Origin of the sequence: Haloferax sp. YSSS75, from assembly GCF_046764215.1 — an archaeon.
Classification (GTDB): domain Archaea; phylum Halobacteriota; class Halobacteria; order Halobacteriales; family Haloferacaceae; genus Haloferax.
Genome location: NZ_CP177206.1, coordinates 3,045,411 through 3,067,305 on the forward strand (window position 1 = coordinate 3,045,411; position 21,895 = coordinate 3,067,305).

The window sequence follows — 21,895 nt, forward strand, 5'->3', positions numbered from 1 at the left end:
GTCTCCGCCGCTTATCAATCGTCACTGTCACGACGCGTCTGTCGTGGACTCGATGGGAATACTCGTCGTCTCCTCACGCTCGTCGTGTAAGGCACGCTCTATCGCTTCGTCGAACGGAATATCGTCTACCGACACGATGTCGCGGATTCGGTCGTCGGTGACGACGACGGGGTTCTTCAGACCCTCGATGAGTGGTCTGGCGACGTCGGTGTCCACGTCGGTGACGAGACCAATCCAGTACGACGACAACCGCGGCGACAACACGGGGACGGGGACGATTCGGGGCGCGTGCCCGAGGTGGGCACCGACGCGCTGGAGCATCTCGTGGTAGGTGAGTACGTCTGGGCCGCCGATTTCGTACGTCTCACCCGCCGTCTCGGGGTGGTCGAGGACGCCGACGAGGTAGGCGACGACGTCGTCGATGGCGATGGGTTGGCACTTCGTCTGGACCCACTGGGGCGTCACCATCACCGGGAGGCGTTTCGCGAGTTGTCGAACCATGTCGAAACTCACGCTCCCCGCGCCGACGATGATTGCCGCCCGGAGCGTCGTGAGTTCGAACGACCCAGAGGCGAGGAGGTGTTCGACTTCACGTCGCGAGCGAAGGTGTGGCGACAACCGGTCGCGTTCCTCACCCAGTCCGCCGAGGTAGACGACGCGTTCGACGCCTGCGGCGTCCGCCGCGTCCACGAAGTTGCGGGCCGCGAGGCGGTCACGCGCCTCGAAGTCGCCGCCGGACCGCATCGAGTGGACGAGATAGTAGGCCGCGTCGACGCCCTCCATCGCGGGTGTGAGCGTCGCCGCGTCGAGTAAGTCGCCTTCGACGAGTTCGACGTCTTCCGGCCCGGTGTAACGACTCACGTCACGGACGAGTGCGACGACGTCGTGCCCAGCGTCGAGGAGGGCGGGAACGAGGCGGTGGCCGACGAACCCGGTGGCACCGGTCACGAGGACTTTCATGATGTGTGATAACGTGTTTCGAGTTGTTAAACTCTCGTCGGGGGAGTCGACCAGTCAGTTGTCGACTCGAACCGCGTCCCATCCGGGCGTCTCGGGCGCGCCGCGTGCCACTTCCACGTCGTCGGGGTGGGGTGCGTCGTCAGCGGCGTCGCCGAGGATGGTCGCTGCGTCGGTCCACTCGTCGACGAGTTGGCCGGCCCACGATTCCGAGTCGAGCGTTCGCTCCCGCGCTTTGCGGGCGCGTTCGTCGTCCACTTCGGTCGACCCCGGATGCGACCCGACGGCGACACCAACGAACTCTGCTCTGTCGGCGGGTGTGAGCGCCCGTTGTTGGAGTCTGTCGACGACGCCCGCGAGTCGGTCCGGGTCCGGGTGGACGAACACCTTCGCGCCGAGGGCGTGCGGGCCGAGAAGCAGGCCGTGTTGGTTCTCGGGCGGCGTGCCGTCGAGGAGGCGTTCGTCGCCGAAACTGGCTTCGACGCGTTCGCACTCGGTTTCCTGGTCGAGCGTGAGGTTGTGGCCGGGATACTCCGCACACTCGTCGGGGTAGAGGTCGGTGTCGTGGATGCGACACTGGAGGGTCTCCGGGTCGAGGAAGGCACAGGCGCGGAGCCACGTCCGCTCGAGGCCGAACGGAGCGACCGGTTTCGGCGGTTTGCGCATCCCGACGAAGAACGCGGGGTTGCCGCCGATAGTCGCCACTTCGACGCCGTCGATGTCGACACCCTCGCCGGCGGGAACTTCCCACAGTCGCGGCGTGAGCACGTCACCGAGTCCCGCGTCGACGAAGTCCCGAATCTCGTCGCGGGTCAACGGGACGAGGTTGTAGGTGTCGTCCAGCGGTGACCGTGGCCCGCGTCGTTCGTGGTCGAGTTGGGTCGGCGAAACCGGCCGCCAGTCGATACAGCATCCGGCACAGCCTTCGCAATCGACACGCATGGCACAGAAGTTCTACGGCAATCGACATGAACCCCCCGGCGAGGCCGTGTTTGCCGGGCGGGGTGCTTTTCCCGTTTCGCACCCTCACTCGTCGTATGACCTCACAACCGTGTGACGCCTGCGGGAAGGGCGTCCGAATCGCCGGTGGTATCGGCGACCTGTGGAACTTCCCTACGTCGTCGTCCGGCGGCATGACGCTCGAACTCGTCGACGGGTCCGAGCACTTCCTCTGTTTCGAGTGTCTCGAGCAGTTGCCGGGTGACCGCGAACCGACCGCAGAAGACGTTGCTGGTCTCTAAGCCGCTGTTTTTCGTCTCACTGTTCTCGACCGAGAGCGGTGGATTTAGGCCGCCACACCCACAGGAACCATCGTGGACCCGTCACGCATCGTCGACTCGTTTCCCGCCCCCAGTTTCCGTGGCAATCAGGAGCAAGCCCTGCGTGACATCCGTGACGCCTTCGAAGGCGGCAAGGACGTGGTGTTGGTCCGAGCACCGACCGGGAGCGGAAAGTCACTGCTCGCCCGGTCTATCGCCGGCGCGGCACGGACTGCCGAAGAGGCGTCTCCTGCGGAGGCGACAGACGCTTACTACACCACACCGCAGGTGTCGCAACTCGACGACGTCGCCGAAGACGACTTGCTCTCGGACCTCAAGATAATCCGCGGGAAGTCGAACTACAACTGCATCATCCGTGGCGAAGAAGACACACCAGTCGACAGGGCACCCTGTGCTCGTGAACGTGGGTTCGACTGCAGTATCCGCCACCGGTGTCCGTACTTCTCTGACCGTGCCATCGCGTCGAATCGGCAGATTGCGGCGATGACGCTCGCGTACTTCATGCAGACTGCCGGGTCGGACGTGTTCCGCAAGCGCGACGTGGTCGTCATCGACGAAGCACACGGACTCGCCGAGTGGGCCGAGATGTACGCGACTATCGACCTCAAACCCCGGACGGTCCCCGTGTGGGACGACATCGGCGTCCCGGACCTCTCGGAGGCGGGTGACCCCGTCGAACGCGCCTCGCGATTCGCCGAGACACTCGTCGGCGTCTGCAAGCGGGCGAAAGACGAGTTACTGACGAAACCCGAACTGACCCCCGAGGAGGCCGCACGTCGCGACCAGTTACAGGAACTCATCTCGGAACTGAAGTGGTTCGTCGAAGATTACCGCGACCCGCAGAGTCCGACGACGTGGGTGGTCGACCAACACGACGGCGAAGGCTCGCCGATGGCCATCAAACCGCTCGACCCGGCGAAGTATCTCCAGCACACCGTCTGGGACCGTGGCAACAAGTTCGCGCTCCTCTCGGCGACGATTCTGAACAAAGCGGCGTTCTGCCGGTCGGTCGGGTTGGACCCGTCGAACGTCGCTCTCGTGGACGTCGGCCACACCTTCCCGGTGGAGAACCGACCGCTCTACGACGTGACACAGGGGAAGATGACCTACGAACACCGCGACGAGACGATTCCCAACATCGCCCGTCTCGTCGTTCGATTGATGGCCAAACACCCCGACGAGAAGGGACTCGTTCACTGTCACTCGTATGCGATTCAGGCAGAGTTGCGTCGCCGCCTCGCCGAGATGGGCCTCGGAAACCGCATCCGCGGCCACGACAGAGACAACCGAAACGAGGAGTTAGAGACGTGGAAAGCGACCGACAGGCCGGAGGTGTTCCTCTCGGTCAAGATGGAAGAGGCGCTCGACCTGAAGGGTGACCTGTGCCGCTGGCAGGTGCTATGTAAAGCGCCGTACCTCAACACGAACGACTCGCGGGTCGCCCGCCGTCTCGAAGACGGCCAGTGGGCGTGGTACCGCCGCGCCGCCCTGCGAACCGTCATTCAGGCCTGTGGCCGCGTCGTCCGCGCCCCCGACGACTACGGCGATACCTACATCGCGGACAGTAGCCTCCTCCAGTTGTTCGAAAAGACGCGTCACGACATGCCCGACTGGTTCGCAGAGCAGGTCGACCGGATGACGAAACCGGACCTCCCGGAGTTCGACCCTGTCGCCGCCGGTGGACGCGGGTCGAACGCCAGTGATGGCCCCGCGAACCTCAGTGGGCAATCCTCCGCGAACTCGGCGTCTCGCTCACAGCGCTCGACGAGTGAGTCGTCCGCGTCTGGGACACGCGGGTCCAGCAGTCGCAGTGGGTCGTCCAACAGTCGCAGTCGCAGTCGCTCGTCGGGCAGTGGGTCGGACGACGATGGCCGAGGGAACCACCCGCTTTCGGACGTGTGGGGCGAGTGACTACAGCAGGAAGCTGACGCCGTAGAACACCGACGAACCCAGCATCAGCGCGACGAGCGTCAGTGCGAGTAGTTGCTGTCTCTCCATGTCTGTGGCGTCGGCCAACCCCTAATTAACACTTTTCCACTGAGTCCCGCGTGTGATAACGGCGAGAGGGCATTCATATTTCTCCGGCCTGATACCGTCAAATAAGTGTGTGTTAATATGTCGTAATATTCGTAAAATAACCGCTCCGTCCAAGGGTATTCGGCGCGACGATACAAATCTTCAATGATTGTTAATGCTCTTGGTCAGTCTGGTAGCGATTTTCGGTTCTGGTCTCTGGTTGTCAACCCATGCGCTCCTTAATTATGTCTTTGACACGCTTTCACACGAAATAGTTAACAGTAGTGAGGTTGATGATAGGGTATCGGTCATGCACTCCAACGCACTCGCCACGGCGATGACACTGTATCGTAGTGGAACACTGTCGCTCACACAGGCGGCGACTCGGTCTGGCTACTCCGAGGACGAACTCCTCGTGGCACTGGAGCGCCACGGTGTCCCCGTGCGCGAAGAAGACGCCCCCACTGCGGCCACGTCGACGGACCACTCTGCGAGTGCGGACTGACGACGCGTTCGACCCCTTTCTCTCGTTTCGCTGTCGCTTGTTAGTGACTGCTCCGAAAAACCGTCGCCCGTCGGCGAATCCCGTCTGACCCTATTCGTCCGTGTCGTCTTCGACGGCGTCGTCGGGGAGGATGTGGACTCCCGACTGACTCTTGAGGACCGGCACCATCGCGTCGTCCGGGTCGAAGTAGTCCGGGCGTGGAATCGTCTTGGCTTCGTACGTCTCGGGGTCCAGTACCTGCACCGCGTACTCGTCTTCGACGGTGACGACGGTGGTCTCTTCGGCGTCGTCGGTCGACCCGAGGTGTTCTGCCTCCGGTCGCTCACCGTCTTCGAACTCCGACTCGTAGTCGTCGCCGGTGGCGAGACGAATCCCTTTGAGACGCCCACGGTTGCTCCTGACGAGCACCGGGCCGTCGCCGTCTTCCGGGTCGATGATATCGCCGGCGGTGTAGCGCGGGAGTCGTGCGACGAACGTGACGCGGTAGACTTCGTTTCCGTCGCCGTCTTCGGTGACGAGCGTCGGGTGTTCCTCGATGGTCCCACCGAAGCGTTCGCGGATTTGCTTGGCGACGCCGCTTCCCATCTTGTTGGTCGAAATCTTGATGTTCGGACCGTTGGGCGTCCGCTTGATACTCGAGATGAACGCGTCTCGGTCGCCTTTGTTCTCTCGCTCGGCGATGTACGACTCGGCGATTTCGATGGCCTCCTCGGCCTCTCGTTTCGTCGGCGTCCGGTCGTCGGCGCGCACCTGGACGAGACTCGCGAAGTAGCCACCGGCGATGCGACCACAGCGCTTGCACGTCTCTCGCGAGATGCTCACGGGGACGACGATAGATTCGTCGACGGGCGTCCCGCGGACGATACCCGAGAAGTGGCAGTGCATCCTGATGTTGTTCTCGTCTACCTGTTCGGGTTCGACGCCCCAACTGACCTCCTCGGCGTTGAGGTGGACGCCGAGCGAGTTCGACACCTCTTCGATAGCGATGTCGGTGTAGTCGCGGGCGCCGACGTCGACCCATCGGTTACCGCGGTGGACCGCGCCGCACTGTGCACAGACGTGCACCTGCACCTTGTCGGGCGCGTCCACGAGGTCGAAATCCTCGAAGTAACACGAGTCGCAGACGACGTCGTCTCGTTCACGTGGCATCCCGGGGAGGGGTTCTGTCCGCTCCGGGACGGGGTCCCCACACCGGGGACAGAAGTCGCGGGATTCGCTCATCGGCGGGTCTAGTCCGTTCGGGCGCTTAAGTTCCGCGCCATGGGTCTGCACTCCGTGCGCTGGTCCGACGGCGTCGACTCACTCGGTGTCGAGGTAGGCGGCGGCCTCTTCGTCGGAGACCTGCGAGAAGTCGCGGTAGAACACGCCGACTGCGCCGAAGGCTTCGGGTGCTTCGACGGTGACGACGGCGTCGCACTCGTCTTCGAGTTCGCGGACGGTGTTCGGTGGTGCGACCGGAACTGCGAGGACGACGCGTTCTGCGCCGCTGGCGACGACCTGTCGGAGACAGGCGCGAGCGGTCGCTCCCGTGGCGACGCCGTCGTCGACGACGACGACCCGTTTTCCTTCGACGTCGGGCAGTGGACCGTCACCGCGGTACAACGCCACTTTCTCGCGGGCCACCTCCGCTTCGCGCTCGCGCTCTCGTTCGAGATACTCGTCGTCGACGTTGAGGTACGACAGCAACTCGTCGTTCCACCACGCGCTTCCATCGCCGGCGACGGCCCCAAGCGCCAGTTCCGGGTTGTTCGGTGCGCCGACTTTCGATGCGACGACGACGTCCAGCGGTACTCTGAGTCTGTCGGCGACTTCTCGCCCGACTGGGAGGCCACCCCGCGGGATAGCGAGCACGACGTCCGCCTCTTCTTCTCGCTCGTCGAGTAGGTCTGCTAGCCGCCGGCCCGCGTCCTTTCTATCGGCGAACATGTCGACTAGACGTATGCGCCCTGTCGGGAAAATGATGTGCCCCAGTGACCGCGTCTCGGTCTGCGGTTTCACTCCCAGAGTGTCGGTTCGGGGACGTCTTCGTCGTTCGCCTCGCGCCACGAGTGGGCGGGTTCCCACCCGAACAGGTCGCCTGCTTTCGCCGTCGAGAGTGCGGACTCCTCGCCGTCGAGGGTACACTCCGCGGGGAGTTCGCCGAAGAACTCCTCGACGGCGTCGGCCGTCGGCCGTCCGAGATACGTCTCTGCGGCCGCCGCGTGGACTGCTTCGTGACCGTCGACCGGTTCCGAGAGCGCCGCGGCGACGAGTCCCGCTACGTCGCGGACGTCCACGTAGGACCAGTAGTTCCCCGCACCGCCGGCGAGTTCGCCCGACTCGGCGACGCCACGGCAGTTGTACTCACCGGGATACTGAATCCACGACGGGCGGATGGCACACGTCGAGGCGTCGTACTTCCGGGCGACCATCTTCGACACCTCTTCGCCGGCGACTTTGGCCGTCCCGTAGGGGTCTTCGGGCCGAAGCGGGTGGGCTTCGGTGACGGGGAGGAAGTCTGGGAGCGGCGTCTCGTCTGCGAACGCGAACCCGTAGGCGCTCTCGGAGGAGGCCCAGACGATTCGCGCGTCGGCACGGGCGGCGGCGACGAGCACGTTGTACGTCGATTGAACGTTCGTCTCGAAGACGCGGTTGCCGGCGTGGCGCGTCGGTGACGGGATGGCCGCCCAGTGGACCACTGCGTCGGGGTCGATGTCGGCCACGAGGTCCGAAACCTCGCCCATGTTCCTCAGGTCGGCCGCACGGAAGTCGAGGTTGTCGCGCGGTTCGACTTCGAATCCGGGGTGGTCGAGGTCGACTGCGACGACGTCGTAGTCGTCGGCCAGTCGGTCGGTAATCCAGCGACCAGAGCGACCGAGCGCACCGGTGACGATGACTGTCTCCATGCGTGGTCGATGGCGTGCCGGCGTGCTAAACCCACGTATCTCACCTCGCCGTCTTTCGGCGTGCTATTGTCTCGCATTCCAACAGCGTTTATTAGTCGGATTACTAATGACGGCGTATGGAATGGAAACCGGACTGGGGACTTCGCGGACGCATGGTGTTCACGATGTTCCTCCTGTTCGCTCTCTACATCGTCTTCGCAGGGTTGCTGGCCTTCTACTTCGGTGACCTGCTCGTCGTTGTGGGGTTCATGAGCATCTTCCTCTTCGCTCAACTCTTCTTCAGCGACAAGATAGCGCTCTACAGCATGGGTGCGCGCGTCGTCGACGAAGACGACGGTCCGCAGGCGCAGAAACTGCACGCGATGATTGGCCGCCTCTCGCAGCAGGCAGACCTGCCGAAACCGAAGGTCGCAATCTCGGATTCGTCCATGCCGAACGCCTTCGCGACGGGCCGTTCACAGAAGAGCTCGGCCGTCTGTGTCACGACGGGTCTGCTCCGAACCCTCGACGACGACGAGTTAGAGGGCGTCCTCGCCCACGAACTCGCGCACGTGAAGAACCGTGACGTGATGGTCATGACTATCGCGTCGTTCCTCTCGAGTATCGCCTTCATCATCGTTCGGTGGGGGTGGCTCTTCGGCGGCGACGACAACCGCCAGAACATGCCGGTCATCGTCGCCATCCTCGCGTCGCTGGTCGTCTGGATAATCTCCTACCTGCTCATCCGGGCGCTCTCGCGGTACCGTGAGTTCGCTGCCGACCGTGGGGCCGCAATCATCACGGGGCGTCCGTCGGCACTGGCGTCCGCCCTGCTGAAGATTTCGGGCCGCATGGAGAACGTCCCCAAGCGCGACATGCGCGAGACGTCGGAGATGAACGCCTTCTTCATCATCCCCATCAAGTCCGACTTCATCGGGAAACTGTTCAGCACCCACCCATCGACCGACAAGCGCGTCGAGCGTCTCCGCGACATGGAACGCGAGATGGAGACGTTCTAATCGGCGCTCGGCCTTCGAAGTCGGTGCGACTGTTTTCTCGGCCAGATACGACGTGACCACACGAATCACGTCGCGGAGTCCGCCTCTTGTCGACTCTCCAATCGTCCGCTCCGGCGTGACGAGTCGGGTCGTACCGAACGCCTGTAACAGACAGACTGCTGACCGGAGAACCGTTCAGGAACGTCTTAACCGGATTTGTCCCGCTGGATAGTTCGGCTTTCTCCGGTACTCTCCCGTTCTTCGTCGTCCTCGAACCACCCCACGTCGGTCGATGCGGGCGTTCTCGCCCACCATCTCGGAATCTCTTGTCGGTGACGACTTGCATCTGATTCACACGATACCGAGAATATCCTGAACTGTGATACTCTCTGTCACATATCACAACTAAACACCGTGTATAATCCCTGAATTTCCGGTTATTCTGTCTGTTACGTTGCTCTCAGAGCGCGTACTACTGTTCGAGAATATATGAACACTGTCAGAATAGCCGCGGTACTCATCGTCGCCGTGGCGCTCTTGGTTGCGCCGTTGGTCCCAGCGGCGGCGCTCCAGCCCGCCGACGAGGTACCCGGCGGTCCACAGGGCACCGGGGCGGCAGAGCTGCCGCCCCAGAGCAATTCGCCGAACAACGGTTCGCCGTCGAACACCTCTGAACAGACTCCCACGAACAATTCGACCGCTGTAGACGACGAAAACGAGTCGGCGACTGTCGGTGAGCAAGTCTCGGAGTTCGTCGACGGAATCGTCCCCCCGAAGGACGAGGCGAACAACAGCACGACACCCACCGATTCCCTCGTCTGTGACGTCCCCGATGCCAATGCCACCGTCGGTGAACAGGTCTCGGAGTTCGTACACGGCCTCCACAATGGAACAGACCAATCGAGTGACTGTCCTGACGACGGTGACGACACTGGTGACTCGAACACGACGCCGGACGATTCGAACACGACGACTCCGGACGACTCGAACACGACCGTCCCAGACGATTCGAACACGACGACTCCGGATGACTCCAACACGACCGTCCCAGACGATTCGAACACGACGACGCCGGATGACTCCAACACGACCGTCCCAGACGATTCGAACACGACGACTCCGGACGACTCGAATACCTCGACGCCGGACGATTCGAACACGACGACTCCGGATGACTCCAACACGACGACACCGGATGACTCGAACACGACGACGCCGGACGACTCGAACACGACCGTCCCAGACGATTCGAACACGACGACGCCGGATGACTCCAACACGACCGTCCCAGACGATTCGAACACGACGACTCCGGACGACTCGAATACCTCGACGCCGGACGATTCGAACACGACGACTCCGGATGACTCCAACACGACGACACCGGATGACTCGAACACGACGACGCCGGACGACTCGAACACGACCGTCCCAGACGACTCGAATACCTCGACACCCGACGATTCGAACACGACAACGCCGGACGACTCGAATACGACAACGCCGGACGACTCGAATACGACGACACCGGATGACTCGAACACCTCGACGCCGGACGATTCGAACACGACGACACCCGACGGCGAGCAGTCTTCCAGCGACGACACGTCCGCGCCGACCAGCGACAAACCGAGTCAGAAGGGCGGCGGAGGGAGCAGTAGTTCGACGGTGACGAACGCACCCTCGACGACAGTCGAGAGTGACACGACCACCGCCGACGCCAGCGATACAGACCGTGCTGACGACGCAGGCGCGCCCACGGCGCAGACTCCAACGTCCACGGACGACGAGGTGACGACCGAAACCGAGACTGAGACTGAGACACCTGCCGCAGTCGCCGACGTCTCCGCTCCTGTCGGGCCGTCCGGTGCCGACGTGGCGACGCCACTCGACCAGACCAGCAACTGGCTTCCCTACCTGCTGGTGCTCATGTGGTTGCTCGTCGTCTACGTCATCTACCGGTACTACCTGATCCAGCCCTTCGAGTACTCCGACGGCGTAGAGACGGGGACACCCACTCGAACTGACGGCGGTTCTCGTACCGGGCGAGACTGATTCTAACGGGACCTGATTGGGTCCCTGCCCGCTCGTTTCGATACACCCTATAAGTTCTCGGCCCCCTAGCGATGCCCATGGGACTCTTTGATTCGCTTCGGTCCGCCCTCGGCATCAGCGCCGAGTCGGACGCGACGTCGCGGGCAGACCCCGAGGACCTCTTCGGCATGAGTACCGCCTATCTGACGATGGAAGCTGACCTCGGATTCGACTCGGCGGACGAGGCGGCCCTCTGTTTCTCCTCTGTGGACAGCACCGACTTCGCAGACACTGTCGACTCTGTCGAAGCGATTCTCACCGCCGGCAGCGAAGAGACCGGCACGGAGTTCAAACGCCACACGGACGACCACGGCTACAACTGGGTGGTCCTCGTGGACGACGACCCCGAGGACCTCGTGACGAGCGTCCACTTCGCGGCCGACGAGTTCATCGAGCGCGGGTACGGGTCGCGTCTCCTCGCCGCCCTCTTCGGATTCCGAAAAGGCGGCGACAGAGCCTACTGGATTTACTCGTTCCGCCGCGGCGCGTACTACCCCTTCGCGCCGCAGAGCACGTCGAAGCGGAACCAGAAACTGGAGTTCAAACTCGAATCCATCCTCGACGGTGAACTCGAAATCGAAGACGACGAAGGATACTGGTACCCGCTGTGGCCCTCGACGCCCGACGGCCACCCGTGGGAGTGACCCCGAACACGCACTGATTTCTCGCGTTCCTTCGTCGCGGCACCTCACTGACGCGGTATTCGACTTGAACCTCCGTCAGACACTCGTCATCGGGCCGCCGCAGTCTCTCGATTACACTTTCACTTCGCTGTTAACGAGGGTTTATGAGGGTATAGGCGGAACGACGATGTATGGCAGAAGACGACCTCGAAAGTCTCCCCGGTGTCGGCCCGGCGACGGCCGACAAACTCGTAGAGAGCGGCTACGACAGCTACCAATCTATCGCAGTCGCCAGCCCCGGCGAACTGTCGAACAAAGCGGATATCGGTTCCAGCACAGCGGCAGACATCATCAACGCGGCCCGTGAAGCGGCCGACGTCGGTGGGTTCGAGACAGGGTCGATGGTCCTCGAACGACGCCAGCAAATCGGCAAACTGTCGTGGCAAATCGACGAAGTCGACGAACTCCTCGGCGGTGGCCTCGAGACGCAGTCCATCACCGAAGTGTACGGTGAGTTCGGTGCCGGTAAGTCTCAGGTCACGCACCAACTGGCCGTCAACGTCCAGTTGCCGCCCGAACAGGGTGGCCTCGGTGGGAGCTGTATCTTCATCGACTCCGAAGACACGTTCCGTCCCGAACGTATCGACGACATGGTCCGTGGCCTCGAAGACGACGTGCTCGAAGCGATGCTCGCAGACCGCGAAATCGAAGGCTCCGTCGGTGACGAGGAGGCGATGCAAGAACTCGTCGACGACGTCCTCGACAAGATTCACGTCGCCAAGGCGTTCAACTCCAACCACCAGATTCTCCTCGCCGAGAAGGCCAAGGAACTCGCCGGCGAACACGAAGACACCGACTGGCCGGTTCGCCTCCTCTGTGTCGACTCGCTGACCGCCCACTTCCGCGCCGAGTACGTCGGACGTGGCGAACTCGCCGAACGCCAGCAGAAGCTCAACAAGCACCTCCACGACCTGATGCGCATCGGTGACCTGTTCAACACGGGCATTCTCGTGACGAATCAGGTCGCGTCGAACCCCGACTCCTACTTCGGTGACCCAACACAGCCAATCGGTGGCAACATCCTCGGTCACACCTCGACGTTCCGTATCTACCTCCGCAAGTCCAAGGGCGACAAGCGTATCGTCCGCCTCGTCGACGCGCCGAACCTCGCCGACGGCGAAGCCGTCATGCGCGTCCAGGAAGCCGGTCTGAAGCCCGAGTAAGGCCCACTTTCTATTCCCCCGTTTCCACCGTTCGGGAGCGAAGCGACCGAACGGGCCGAGGAACGACCAACGGGAGTGACGAGGCTTTTGGTCCAGCTTTTGCCGAGGGCTGCGACGCAGCCCGCAGCGCAAAAGGTGGGCGTGGGCAGGAAGCCGGTCTGAAGCCCGAATAAGGCCGAACGACCCTCGACTGACTCCATTTTCCCCCCTTTCGACACCGCCGAGCGACAGCACCGACTCGAAGCGACTGCGGCCGCGACGCTCGCCACGCAGTCGAACGAAGAGAAATCGCAGGCCGGTTTACGCGTCGTCTTCGGTCTTCGTCTTCTCGATTTCTATCTCGCCTTCGTGAATCTTCGCGCCGTCCTGTGCCACCTGTCGGGCGAGGACGGCACACTTGATGCGCATAGGCGAGATGTCGACACCGAGCATCTCCGTGATGTCGTCGGTGTCCATCGTTTCCAGTTCGGAGAGCGACTTCCCCGGGAGTCGTTGCGTGAGCATGCTCGCGGACGCCTGACTGATGGCACAGCCATCACCGGAGAACGCGACGCGCTCTATCGTCTCGCCGTCGTCGGCGAGCTGCACGTCCATCGTAATCGTATCGCCGCAGGAGGGGTTCTCCCCCGTGTGACTGAACGTCGGTTCGTTCAGTCGGCCGTGGTTACGGGGGTTCTTGTAGTGGTCCAAAATCTGCTGACGATACATGTCTGAGCCAATGCCCATTGGTGTTCGTCGGGGATACGCCCGAGTGCCGTAAAAGGGTTCCGGGGCGGCCGAATCCTCCGATTTCGGCGCTTAGACCGACTCGGTTGCGGCGGCAGTCGTCGTCTCCATCTCGTCGTACTTCGTCCACTTCTTTTCGACGTCGCGGTTGGCGACGACGACGGTGTCGCCCTCCTCGTTCTCGAATCGCGTCTTTCGGAGTTCGATGCCAGTGACCGTGCCGGTGACCGGGTCTGCTTTGACCTTGTCGCCGGGGTTGAAGTCTGGGTCACGGAGGAGGTAGACGCCGGCGACGGTGTCGGCAATCATGTTCGACAGTGCGTAGGAGACACCGAGGGCGATGAACCCGGCGGCGGTGCCGAGACTCGCCGCGATTTCGGTCATCCCGACGATGTTCAGCAGTGCTAACGCCACGCCGAACCAGAGGAAGATACCGGTGATAGCGACGCCCAGGTCGACGACGAGGTCCTGTTCTTCCGGATAGATTCCGTCGAGGACGCCCCGAACGACGTACAGAATCACTCTGATACCGACGTACGCGAGGCCGACGAAGACGAGTCCCGTGAGTATCTTCGGTGTCGCGTCGCGGACGACGGTTCCGAACTCGACGAGTGTCGTTTCGAGCGTTTCGAGGAGAAACCCGGTCACCGTTTGGAGCATACGACCGGATGACGTGTCAAGCCGACAAAGACATTGGGGTGCGTGAAATTCACCCTCGTTCGCCCATCTTCAGGCGGACAGGTCGCGTGCGACTTCGAGGCCGTCAACCCCACCTTTTGCGCTGCGCTCGCGACGCTCGCTCGGCAAAACCTGTCTTCGTGAGCAACGTGAACGAAGGCTCATGAGACGTGACGCGTCTCACGGTGGACCAAAAGCACTCCTCGCTCGATTCGGCACTTCGTGCCTCCTCTCGTTCGTCGGCCCGCTCACTTCGTTCGCGGAAGAGTAGAAAACCGCCTCACGCGAACAGGTCGCGTGCGACTTCGAGGCCCTCGACCAGTTTGTCGATTTCTGCTTTGGTGTTGTAGATGTAGAAGGACGCCCGCGTCGAGGCGGCGGCACCCAGAACCTCGTGGAGTGGTTGCGTACAGTGGTCGCCGGCGCGGATGGCGACGCCCTGCTCGTTGAGGATGCTCGACAGGTCGTGTGCGTGGACGCCGTCGAGGTTGAACGCGACGAGGCCACCCCTGTCGTCGCCCGGTGGGCCGTAGATTTCGATGTCGTCGAACTCGCTCAATCGGTCGTAGGCGTACTCCGCGAGGAGTTCCTCGTGGGCCTGGACGTTCTCCATGCCGATGTCGTCGAGGTAGTCGACGGCCGCACCGAATCCGATACCCTGTGCGATGGGCGGCGTGCCCGCTTCGAACTTCCACGGCAGGTCCTCCCACGTGGCGTCTTCGAAGGTGACGCGACGAATCATCTCGCCGCCGTAGAGGTACGGGTCCATCTCGTCGAGGATGTGGCGCTTGCCGTAGAGGGCACCGATGCCCGTCGGCCCGCACATCTTGTGTCCAGAGAACGCGAAGAAGTCGGCGTCGATGGCCTCCACGTCGACTGGGCGGGTCGGTGCCGACTGCGCACCGTCGACGAAGATGTACGACCCGACTTCGTGGGCCATGTCGGCGAGTTCGGAGACGGGGTTGATGGTCCCGAGCGTGTTCGAGACGTGGACGACAGAGACCATCTTCGTGGAGTCGTCGATGAGTTCTTTCGCGTGCTCCATGTCGAGGCGCCCCTCGTCGTCGATGCGGATGAAGCGCGTCTCTGCACCGGTCTTCTTGGCGATTTGCTGCCACGTGACCAGCGAGGCGTGGTGTTCCATCTCCGTGAGCACGACGGAGTCGCCCGGACCGAGTTCGTTGAGGCCCCACGCGTAGGCGACGAGGTTCATCGACTCGGTGGTGTTCTTGGTGAAGACGAGTTCCTCGCGCCCGCCGGAGGCACCGACGAACTCGGCGACTTTGTCGTGGGCGTTCTCGTAGGCGACGGACGCTTCTTGGCTCAGACTGTGGATACCGCGGTGGACGTTCGAGTTGTATCCGTAGTAGTAGTCCACGATGGCATCGACGACCTGTTTCGGCGTCTGACTCGTCGCGGCGTTGTCGAGGTAGACGAGCGGAACGGTGTCGTCGTCGTCCTCACCGGGCGTCGAGATGTCGCCGCCGACCTTCCGCTGGAGAATCGGGTAGTCCTCGCGGATGGCATCGACGTCGACGGGGTACGGTTCCTGGACTCCCATTAATCTGGGGTTACGCCCCGAGGCACAACACGTCTTCGGTCCACGTGTCGGAACGAAACTGTTCGTGGTTTCGCTCCTCCGGATATCGATGCCGGTATCTCGGATATCTGACCGACAGCGCGTTCAGTCGAGGTCAGCAGCGTACCGGTTCAGCGACCGGAGATAACTGTACCACCCGACGACACCGATGACGGCGACGACGAGCACACCGACGACGCCGAGGACGCCGAGGACGCCGATGGCGACCAGTGAGAGCAGGAGACAGACGACCAGGAGAAGGCCGATGAGCGCGTCGAGTTTGACGAGTAACGAGGGGTGCGGTGTCGAGGGGGACGACATACACCGAGTTCGCGTGGAACCCTCAAATACTCGTCTGCGCGTGACCCACCGGGCGGCCCAGCAGTCTCCTGTGGCTTGTCTCCCCGACTGTGTGCCAACTTCCCGACGTAACCGGGGGAGAAGCATGAAGTAGTGGTCGCCTTTCTGTGAATGTATGCCTCTGCCATCTCCTCTCGCCACCTCTAGTTTGGAGGCGCTGCCGATGCAACTCGCGGTTCTCGATGCGGAGGGAGAGATTCTCTACACGAACCAGGCGTGGCGAACCTTCGGCGAGGAGAACGGTTACGTCGGTGAATCCAGTTCGGTCGGACGGAATTATCTCACTGTCTGTGACGCGAGCGGAGACGCCGAAGCGAACAGTATCGCCGGAGGGATTCGCGCTGTCGTCGCTGGCGAGCGAGACCACTTCTCGCGTGAGTACCCGTGTCACTCGCCCGACCAACGCCGGTGGTTCACGATGCGCGCCTCTCGGTTTACACACGACGACGAGACGTACGTACAGGTCGTCCACTTGAACATCACCGACCGGAAACTCGCCGAACTCGAAGCTGACGAGAAGGCCAGTCGGTTGCGGAACGTCGCCAGCATCCTGTCACACGACCTGCGCAACCCGCTTTCCGTCGCCCTCGGATACGCTCAGACGATGCTGGACGACGAGATGACGAGAGAGCATCTCGGCCGCATCGTCGACGCACTCGAACGCATGGACGACATCGTCTCGGACACTCTCGTGTTGGCTCGGCAGAACTCGGTGTCCGAGTGGGCGCCCGTCGAACTCGAAGCGCAGGCCAAGTCCGCGTGGCAACACGTCGAGACGGGCGACGGGTCGCTCGTCGTCGTCGACTCGACGACGTTCGAGGCGGACCCGAACCTCCTGTCACACCTCTTCGAGAACCTATATCGAAACGCCGTGGAACACGGCCACTTGGACGGCGACACGCAGATTACGGTGACCGTCGGACTACTCGCCGACACGGAACGAACTGGCTTCTACGTCGAAGACGACGGCGTCGGCATCCCTGCCGACGAACGCGAGGCGGTGTTCGAAGATGGCTACTCCTCGGAGACGGACGGGACGGGTCTCGGACTCTCTATCGTCTCGCAAGTCGTCGCGGCCCACGACTGGGATATCGAACTCACCGAGTCGGCGTCGGGCGGCGTTCGGTTCGAGATTTCGGGCGTCGAACTGACAGACTGACGCGGGCGCAGACGCTCTGAGTCGGGGTGCCGCGTCGAAAAAATCGGGCGGAAGTGACGGGCGACGACCCGAGACGGTTACCGTAGCCAGAGCAGTTGTGCGTGGAGCGTCCCGCCGACTTCGAGGACCGTCTCTTCGTCCACGAGACCAGCGTCGATAGCGACGTTCACCGACTCTTCGCCGACGATGTTGGCGACGGTGGCACGCGTGAGACTCTCGACGACGGCGTCCTGGTCGACTGTCTCTGCCTCTTCGCCGCCGTAGAAGTCCTCGGTGACGTCCAGCGAGACACCGTCGTCCGTGTACGTCTCTCCGAGGCAGTCTGCGTCACAGACCGAGACGAGGAGGCCTTCCGGAGTCTCGCGTTCGCGCAGCAGCATCAGTACTCCTCGACGAGCTCCGCTTCGGCCTGCTCGCGAATGTCGTCTGCCTGCTGTTGTGCCTGTTCTGCTTCTTCCTCACGGCCGAGTTCTTCGAGTGCGCGCGCCTTCTCTTCGTGGACCGCCGGGGTGCGCATCCCGAGGCGAATGGCGTTGTCGAAGGCGTTGACTGCCTCCTCGCTCAGACCGCGTTCGAGGAGGAAGAAACCACGGTTGTACCACGCCTGTGGGAACCGTGGGTCGAGTTCGACGGCGCGTTCGGCGTGGTCGAGGGCGTCCGCCGTCTGGCCGGACTCCCACAGCGCGTACGCGAGGTTCGTGTGGGCCGTCGCAGCGTGTTCGCTGTCGTCGTCGACGCGGAGCGCTTCCTTGTACGCGCCGACCGCTTCGTCCCACTCTTCGAGTTGGGCGTGTGCCGCACCTTTGTTCACCCACGCCTCCTGTGCGATGGGCGAGTCGTCTTCGGCGAAGCGTGCGGTTCGTTCGAACGCTTCCGTCGCCTCCTCGAAGCGGTTGATTTGCATGTACGAGAGGGCGACGTCGAGGAGTTTCTCGACGTCGACGTCTTCGGGGTCGATGTTCCGCTTGTCGAGGATGTCGGTCAGGACGCGCGAGTCGACTGGGTCGACCTTCGTCGGGTCCACCGTGAGTTCGGGCGGGTCGAGCGAGAACTCGGAGTAATCCTCGTCGAACCCCTGCCCTTCGGAGAACCGGTGGGGTCGCTTGCCGTCGTCGGTCATATAGGCGCGATTGGGAGTCACGGCGGTTAAACGCTACGTCAGAGCCTCGACATCGACCGCTTTTTACTGCCAGTCGACCTACGTCTCTAGAACCCCGTCCGCCTCGACGACTGTCGTCTCCTTCGTCTGCGGCGACACGGACTACCCCTGAGTCGTCGCCGGCGGAAGCTTAACGTCTATTTCCCGTCATTTATCTGCCATGCGACTCTTCCTCGCTATCGACCTCCCACCGGCACTCTCGGAGGGTGTCGCTGCCGCGCAGGCATTGCTCGCCGACGCCGACGGACTCCGCTTTACCGACCCCGAACAGGCCCACGTGACGCTGAAGTTCCTCGGAGAGACGCCGCCGGAACGTGTTGAGACAGTCGAAGACGCCGTCGAGACGGCCATCGACGGCGCGAGTGTGGACCAATTCGACGCCTCGGTCCGTGGGTTCGGCGTCTTCCCCTCGCTGGACTACATTCGCGTCGTCTGGACCGGCATCGAAGCGGGTGCCGCAGAGATGACGCGCCTGCACGAGGCGATAGAACGAGAGACGACGGCCGTCGGGTTCGACGCCGAAGACCACGAGTTCTCGCCGCACGTCACGCTCGCCCGCATGAACGACGCACGCGGGAAGGACCACGTCCAGCGCGTCGTCGAACGGGAGGACCCCGAGATTGGGGCGTTCACCGTCAGAGAGGTTCGGTTGAAGAAGAGCGAACTCGGGCCAGACGGCCCCGAGTACGAGACTGTCTCTCGATTCTCGCTGTGAGGGTCCAAGACGTTCTGCTCAGTCGTCGACCGATTTCCGGCGACGATTCCGGTCCACTGCACGGCGGAGTTCGCCACGAATCGCGTCGCGTTTGAACAGGAGAAAGCCGAGGAAGATGAGCGTGAACCCGGCGACAGTCGTGAGCGTCGGGATACGGCCGAGCACCACCCACTCCGCGAGCGCGGCGAAAAGCGGGATGACGTACTCCAGCAGGCCGACTTCGATGGGGCCGACCCGGTCGAGAAGCCAGAAGTAGAGTAAGAACCCACCCGCGCCGGCGACGACGGCGAGGTACGCCGTGGAGACGATGGCGCTCGGCACCCACACCGCGTCGGCGGCGGACTCCCACGGGAGTGCGATGCTCGTCAGGTGGAGCGTAATCGCCCCGATGAGCATCATCCACGCCTGCACCGCCAACAGCGACATACTCGTCTCGCTGTCGTGGGTGAAGACTGCCCCGAGGGCGAACGCGAGTGCCGACCCGACCACCAAGGCGACGCCGAGGAGATTCGAGGTCAGCAGATTCTCGGGGTTCGGGTTGGCGATGACGACGAGGCCGAGGAATCCGAGGGCCAGTCCCGCGGCCTTGAGCGGCGTGAGTCGCTTCCGCGAGGAGGTGAGGCGGGTGAGCGTCGGCGTCGCCAGCGGGACGATACCGAGGAGGACGGACGCAACCGACCCGGGGACGTACACTTGTCCCGAGAACAACAGCGCGTGGTGCGCTCCGATACTGAGCACACCGCCGGTGAGAATCGGTCGCCACTCGGCGCGTGCGGCGGGGAGAAACCGGTCACCGCGGGCGACGGTGAGCGCGAACAGGATGACTGCCGCGACGTCGAACCGAATCGCGGCGAGGAACGCCGGCGGGACTGTCTGGAGGGCGATATCTGTGGCGAGGAAGGCGCTCCCCCACGCGGCGGAGACGGCGAGAAAGACGACCAGCGTACGGGCCCGACTCATTCAGGTCGGACTCGTTTGCCGACGATACTGAATGAGTCGATTCCCGCTCGGTTCGCCGCATCTGCCGGGTCAGGCGAGTTGATTCGGGCCTGTGGACGCTTCTCACACCACTAAAACGCGAAGGAACAAGATTTTATGCGGAGGAAGGAAACTGTAGGCCACTATGGGTAAGAAGTCGAAGGCTAAGAAGAAGCGTCTGGCGAAGCTCGAACGTCAGAACAGTCGTGTCCCCGCGTGGGTCATGCTCAAGACCGACATGGAAGTCACGCGAAACCCCAAGCGTCGCAACTGGCGGCGAAGCAACACGGACGAGTAAGCAATGAGCGCAAACGACTTCGAGGAGCGCGTCGTCACCGTCCCGCTCCGCGACGTGAAGGCTGTCCCGTCCCACGAGCGTGCTGGCCGCGCGATGACGCTCATCCGCGAGCACCTCGCGAAGCACTTCAAGGTCGACGCCGACGACGTGCGTCTCGACACGCAGATCAACGAGCGCATCTGGGCGTCCGGCCGACAGGACCCGCCGAGCAAGTTCCGCGTCCGCGCCGCGCGCTTCGACGAGGACGGCGAGTCAGTCGTCGAAGCAGAACCGGCCGAGTAAACGGTGCTCCGCGCCTCCTTCGCCGGTTCATCCTACATCGGCGTCTTCGCTCGGGCGACCGACGACGTCCTCGTCGTTCGCCCAGACGCCGACGACGCGCTCGCCGAGCAGATGGCCGAAGAACTCGACGTGCCGGTGGTCAAGACGACCATCGGCGGGTCCGGGACCGTCGGTGCGTTAGCGACGGGTAACGAAAACGGACTGCTCGTTTCGAGTCGTGCGACGGCCCGCGAAAAGGAGGCACTCACCGACACCGTAGACCTCCCCGTCTACGAACTCCCCGGCCGCATCAACGCCGCCGGGAACGTCGTTCTCGCGAACGACTACGGTGCGTACGTCCACGCCGACCTCACAGACGAGGCCGTCGCGGCCGTCGAAGAAGCACTGGACGTCCCCGTCGAACGCGGTGACCTCGGCGACGTTCGAACCGTGGGGATGGCCGCCGTCGCCAACAACCGTGGCGTCCTCTGCCATCCGAAGTCCCGCGAACCCGAACTCGAAGCGCTCGAGGAACTCCTCGACGTTCGCGCTGACCTCGGAACCATCAACTACGGTGGTCCGCTCGTCGGTTCTGGCCTCGTGGCCAACGACGAGTCGTACATCGTCGGCGAAGATACGACCGGCCCGGAACTGGGGCGCATCGAAGACGCCCTCGGCTACATCGACTGAGGGCCGCTCGTCTCCCCCTTTTCGCGGTTCGTTTTCGCTCCGAGTAGGAAGACTCTTCCCGCTTGCCACCCGACCGAAATCCATGAGCCAGTACACTATCTCTGGAAGCTTCACGAGTCGTGGAGTGTCCCACAACTTCACCAAGACGGTAGAGGCTCCCAACGAGAACGTCGCACAGGAACGCGTGTTCTCCCTCATCGGCAGTGAACACGGTATCAAACGTACGAAGGTCGAACTCGGCGAGGTGCTCGCAGCATGATGGGTGGCGGTCAGCAGCAACTTCAGCAGCTCTCCCAGGAACTGCAGGCACTCGACGAGGAGATTCAGTCCCTCGAAGACGAGGTTTCTGACCTCGAAGCCGAGAAGGACGAAATCGACGAAGCCGTCGACGCAATCGAGACGCTCGAGACGGGTTCGACGGTGCAGGTCCCGCTCGGTGGCGGCGCGTACCTCCGTGCGGAAGTCCAGGACATCGACGAAGTCATCGTCTCGCTCGGCGCGAACTACGCGGCCGAACAGGACCAGTCCAGTGCCGTCGAAGCACTGCGCCGCAAGCAGGACATGCTCGACGAGGAAATCGCCAGCGTCCGCGGCGAAATCGAAGAACTCGAAGAAGAGAGCGAACAGATAGAAGAGCAGGCGATGCAGGCCCAACAGCAGATGCAGCAGCAGCAGATGCAGCAGATGCAACAGCAGATGCAGGGCGAAGGCGAAGACGGCGACGACGAGTAA

At 62.9% G+C, this 21,895-nt stretch carries 26 protein-coding genes; 14 read left to right on the plus strand and 12 right to left on the minus strand.

The window, feature by feature from the left end:
• Positions 1-27: 27 nt before the first annotated feature.
• Together ACK3R5_RS15830 and ACK3R5_RS15835 are read right to left on the minus strand one after the other, a co-directional pair.
• Positions 28-960, minus strand: a complete 933-nt coding sequence (locus ACK3R5_RS15830; protein ID WP_411964999.1) for an NAD(P)H-binding protein — start codon at positions 958-960, stop codon at positions 28-30.
• A gap of 54 nt (positions 961-1,014) precedes the next feature.
• Positions 1,015-1,899 carry a YkgJ family cysteine cluster protein gene (locus ACK3R5_RS15835; protein ID WP_411967640.1) on the minus strand — a complete coding sequence of 295 codons (885 nt, stop codon included), beginning with the start codon at positions 1,897-1,899 and terminating at the stop codon, positions 1,015-1,017.
• 95 nt (positions 1,900-1,994) lie between these two features.
• Here ACK3R5_RS15835 and ACK3R5_RS15840 point away from each other — a divergent pair, with 95 nt between their 5' ends.
• The 3 genes from ACK3R5_RS15840 (at position 1,995) to ACK3R5_RS15850 (ending at position 4,758) form a co-directional block, all read left to right on the plus strand.
• Positions 1,995-2,198, plus strand: a complete 204-nt coding sequence (locus ACK3R5_RS15840; protein ID WP_411965001.1) for a hypothetical protein — start codon at positions 1,995-1,997, stop codon at positions 2,196-2,198.
• A gap of 72 nt (positions 2,199-2,270) precedes the next feature.
• Entirely contained in the window at positions 2,271-4,148 is a 1,878-nt protein-coding gene (locus ACK3R5_RS15845) for a helicase C-terminal domain-containing protein (RefSeq protein ID WP_411967641.1), read from the plus strand.
• A gap of 415 nt (positions 4,149-4,563) precedes the next feature.
• The gene (locus ACK3R5_RS15850; protein ID WP_411965003.1) at positions 4,564-4,758 is read left to right on the plus strand and encodes a UPF0175 family protein; all 195 of its coding nucleotides are present in this window, start codon (positions 4,564-4,566) and stop codon (positions 4,756-4,758) included.
• 90 nt (positions 4,759-4,848) lie between these two features.
• On the opposite strand, the gene ACK3R5_RS15855 is transcribed toward ACK3R5_RS15850, so the two are convergent.
• The 3 genes from ACK3R5_RS15855 to ACK3R5_RS15865 form a co-directional block, all read right to left on the minus strand.
• Positions 4,849-5,979 (minus strand): 60S ribosomal export protein NMD3, encoded by a 1,131-nt coding sequence (locus ACK3R5_RS15855; protein ID WP_411967642.1) that lies wholly within the window; start codon positions 5,977-5,979, stop codon positions 4,849-4,851.
• A gap of 78 nt (positions 5,980-6,057) precedes the next feature.
• Complete coding sequence (locus ACK3R5_RS15860; RefSeq protein ID WP_411965005.1) at positions 6,058-6,684, minus strand: phosphoribosyltransferase; 627 nt, start codon at positions 6,682-6,684, stop codon at positions 6,058-6,060.
• 68 nt (positions 6,685-6,752) lie between these two features.
• Positions 6,753-7,643 (minus strand): NAD-dependent epimerase/dehydratase family protein, encoded by an 891-nt coding sequence (locus tag ACK3R5_RS15865; protein ID WP_411965006.1) that lies wholly within the window; start codon positions 7,641-7,643, stop codon positions 6,753-6,755.
• Between the two features lie 116 nt (positions 7,644-7,759).
• Between ACK3R5_RS15865 and htpX the strand changes: the two genes are divergently transcribed.
• The 4 genes from htpX to radA all read left to right on the plus strand — a co-directional run bounded on the left by htpX (position 7,760) and on the right by radA (position 12,560).
• On the plus strand, positions 7,760-8,641 hold the full coding sequence (gene htpX / locus ACK3R5_RS15870; RefSeq protein ID WP_411965007.1) for a zinc metalloprotease HtpX: 882 nt from the start codon (positions 7,760-7,762) through the stop codon (positions 8,639-8,641).
• 468 nt (positions 8,642-9,109) lie between these two features.
• Positions 9,110-10,675 (plus strand): hypothetical protein, encoded by a 1,566-nt coding sequence (locus tag ACK3R5_RS15875; protein ID WP_411967643.1) that lies wholly within the window; start codon positions 9,110-9,112, stop codon positions 10,673-10,675.
• Positions 10,676-10,752: 77 nt separating this feature from the next.
• On the plus strand, positions 10,753-11,358 hold the full coding sequence (gene pspAB, locus ACK3R5_RS15880; protein ID WP_411967644.1) for a PspA-associated protein PspAB: 606 nt from the start codon (positions 10,753-10,755) through the stop codon (positions 11,356-11,358).
• Positions 11,359-11,528: 170 nt separating this feature from the next.
• Positions 11,529-12,560, plus strand: coding sequence for a DNA repair and recombination protein RadA (radA, locus tag ACK3R5_RS15885; RefSeq protein ID WP_411965010.1), 1,032 nt, complete (start codon positions 11,529-11,531; stop codon positions 12,558-12,560).
• Positions 12,561-12,860: 300 nt separating this feature from the next.
• Here the strand turns inward: radA and sufU are convergent, their stop codons facing one another.
• The 4 genes from sufU to ACK3R5_RS15905 form a co-directional block, all read right to left on the minus strand.
• The gene (sufU, locus tag ACK3R5_RS15890) at positions 12,861-13,286 is read right to left on the minus strand and encodes a Fe-S cluster assembly sulfur transfer protein SufU (protein WP_411965011.1); all 426 of its coding nucleotides are present in this window, start codon (positions 13,284-13,286) and stop codon (positions 12,861-12,863) included.
• A gap of 72 nt (positions 13,287-13,358) precedes the next feature.
• Positions 13,359-13,946 carry a mechanosensitive ion channel domain-containing protein gene (locus tag ACK3R5_RS15895; protein WP_411967645.1) on the minus strand — a complete coding sequence of 196 codons (588 nt, stop codon included), beginning with the start codon at positions 13,944-13,946 and terminating at the stop codon, positions 13,359-13,361.
• Positions 13,947-14,244: 298 nt separating this feature from the next.
• On the minus strand, positions 14,245-15,525 hold the full coding sequence (gene sufS, locus ACK3R5_RS15900; RefSeq protein WP_411967646.1) for a bifunctional cysteine desulfurase/selenocysteine lyase SufS: 1,281 nt from the start codon (positions 15,523-15,525) through the stop codon (positions 14,245-14,247).
• Between the two features lie 123 nt (positions 15,526-15,648).
• Positions 15,649-15,864 (minus strand): hypothetical protein, encoded by a 216-nt coding sequence (locus ACK3R5_RS15905; RefSeq protein WP_411965014.1) that lies wholly within the window; start codon positions 15,862-15,864, stop codon positions 15,649-15,651.
• A 154-nt stretch (positions 15,865-16,018) separates the two neighbouring features.
• Between ACK3R5_RS15905 and ACK3R5_RS15910 the strand changes: the two genes are divergently transcribed.
• Complete coding sequence (locus ACK3R5_RS15910; protein ID WP_411967647.1) at positions 16,019-17,062, plus strand: ATP-binding protein; 1,044 nt, start codon at positions 16,019-16,021, stop codon at positions 17,060-17,062.
• 77 nt (positions 17,063-17,139) lie between these two features.
• On the opposite strand, the gene ACK3R5_RS15915 is transcribed toward ACK3R5_RS15910, so the two are convergent.
• Together ACK3R5_RS15915 and ACK3R5_RS15920 are read right to left on the minus strand one after the other, a co-directional pair.
• Positions 17,140-17,442, minus strand: coding sequence for a DUF424 domain-containing protein (locus tag ACK3R5_RS15915; RefSeq protein ID WP_411965016.1), 303 nt, complete (start codon positions 17,440-17,442; stop codon positions 17,140-17,142).
• Complete coding sequence (locus ACK3R5_RS15920) at positions 17,442-18,182, minus strand: tetratricopeptide repeat protein (protein WP_411965017.1); 741 nt, start codon at positions 18,180-18,182, stop codon at positions 17,442-17,444. The genes ACK3R5_RS15915 and ACK3R5_RS15920 overlap by 1 nt, the downstream gene beginning before the upstream one ends.
• A gap of 199 nt (positions 18,183-18,381) precedes the next feature.
• Here ACK3R5_RS15920 and thpR point away from each other — a divergent pair, with 199 nt between their 5' ends.
• A complete protein-coding gene (thpR, locus tag ACK3R5_RS15925) occupies positions 18,382-18,936 on the plus strand; it encodes an RNA 2',3'-cyclic phosphodiesterase (protein ID WP_411967648.1) in 555 nt (184 codons plus the stop codon).
• Between the two features lie 18 nt (positions 18,937-18,954).
• On the opposite strand, the gene ACK3R5_RS15930 is transcribed toward thpR, so the two are convergent.
• Entirely contained in the window at positions 18,955-19,896 is a 942-nt protein-coding gene (locus tag ACK3R5_RS15930) for a DMT family transporter (RefSeq protein ID WP_411965019.1), read from the minus strand.
• Positions 19,897-20,059: 163 nt separating this feature from the next.
• Here ACK3R5_RS15930 and ACK3R5_RS15935 point away from each other — a divergent pair, with 163 nt between their 5' ends.
• The 5 genes from ACK3R5_RS15935 (at position 20,060) to pfdA (ending at position 21,895) form a co-directional block, all read left to right on the plus strand.
• A complete protein-coding gene (locus ACK3R5_RS15935) occupies positions 20,060-20,212 on the plus strand; it encodes a 50S ribosomal protein L39e (protein WP_007544136.1) in 153 nt (50 codons plus the stop codon).
• 3 nt (positions 20,213-20,215) lie between these two features.
• Positions 20,216-20,494, plus strand: coding sequence for a 50S ribosomal protein L31e (locus ACK3R5_RS15940; RefSeq protein ID WP_411965020.1), 279 nt, complete (start codon positions 20,216-20,218; stop codon positions 20,492-20,494).
• A 3-nt stretch (positions 20,495-20,497) separates the two neighbouring features.
• Positions 20,498-21,163, plus strand: coding sequence for a translation initiation factor IF-6 (locus ACK3R5_RS15945; protein WP_411965021.1), 666 nt, complete (start codon positions 20,498-20,500; stop codon positions 21,161-21,163).
• A gap of 82 nt (positions 21,164-21,245) precedes the next feature.
• Positions 21,246-21,422, plus strand: coding sequence for a 50S ribosomal protein L18Ae (gene rpl18a / locus ACK3R5_RS15950; RefSeq protein WP_411965022.1), 177 nt, complete (start codon positions 21,246-21,248; stop codon positions 21,420-21,422).
• A complete protein-coding gene (gene pfdA, locus ACK3R5_RS15955; RefSeq protein WP_411968671.1) occupies positions 21,422-21,895 on the plus strand; it encodes a prefoldin subunit alpha in 474 nt (157 codons plus the stop codon). Before rpl18a ends, pfdA begins: the two co-directional genes overlap by 1 nt.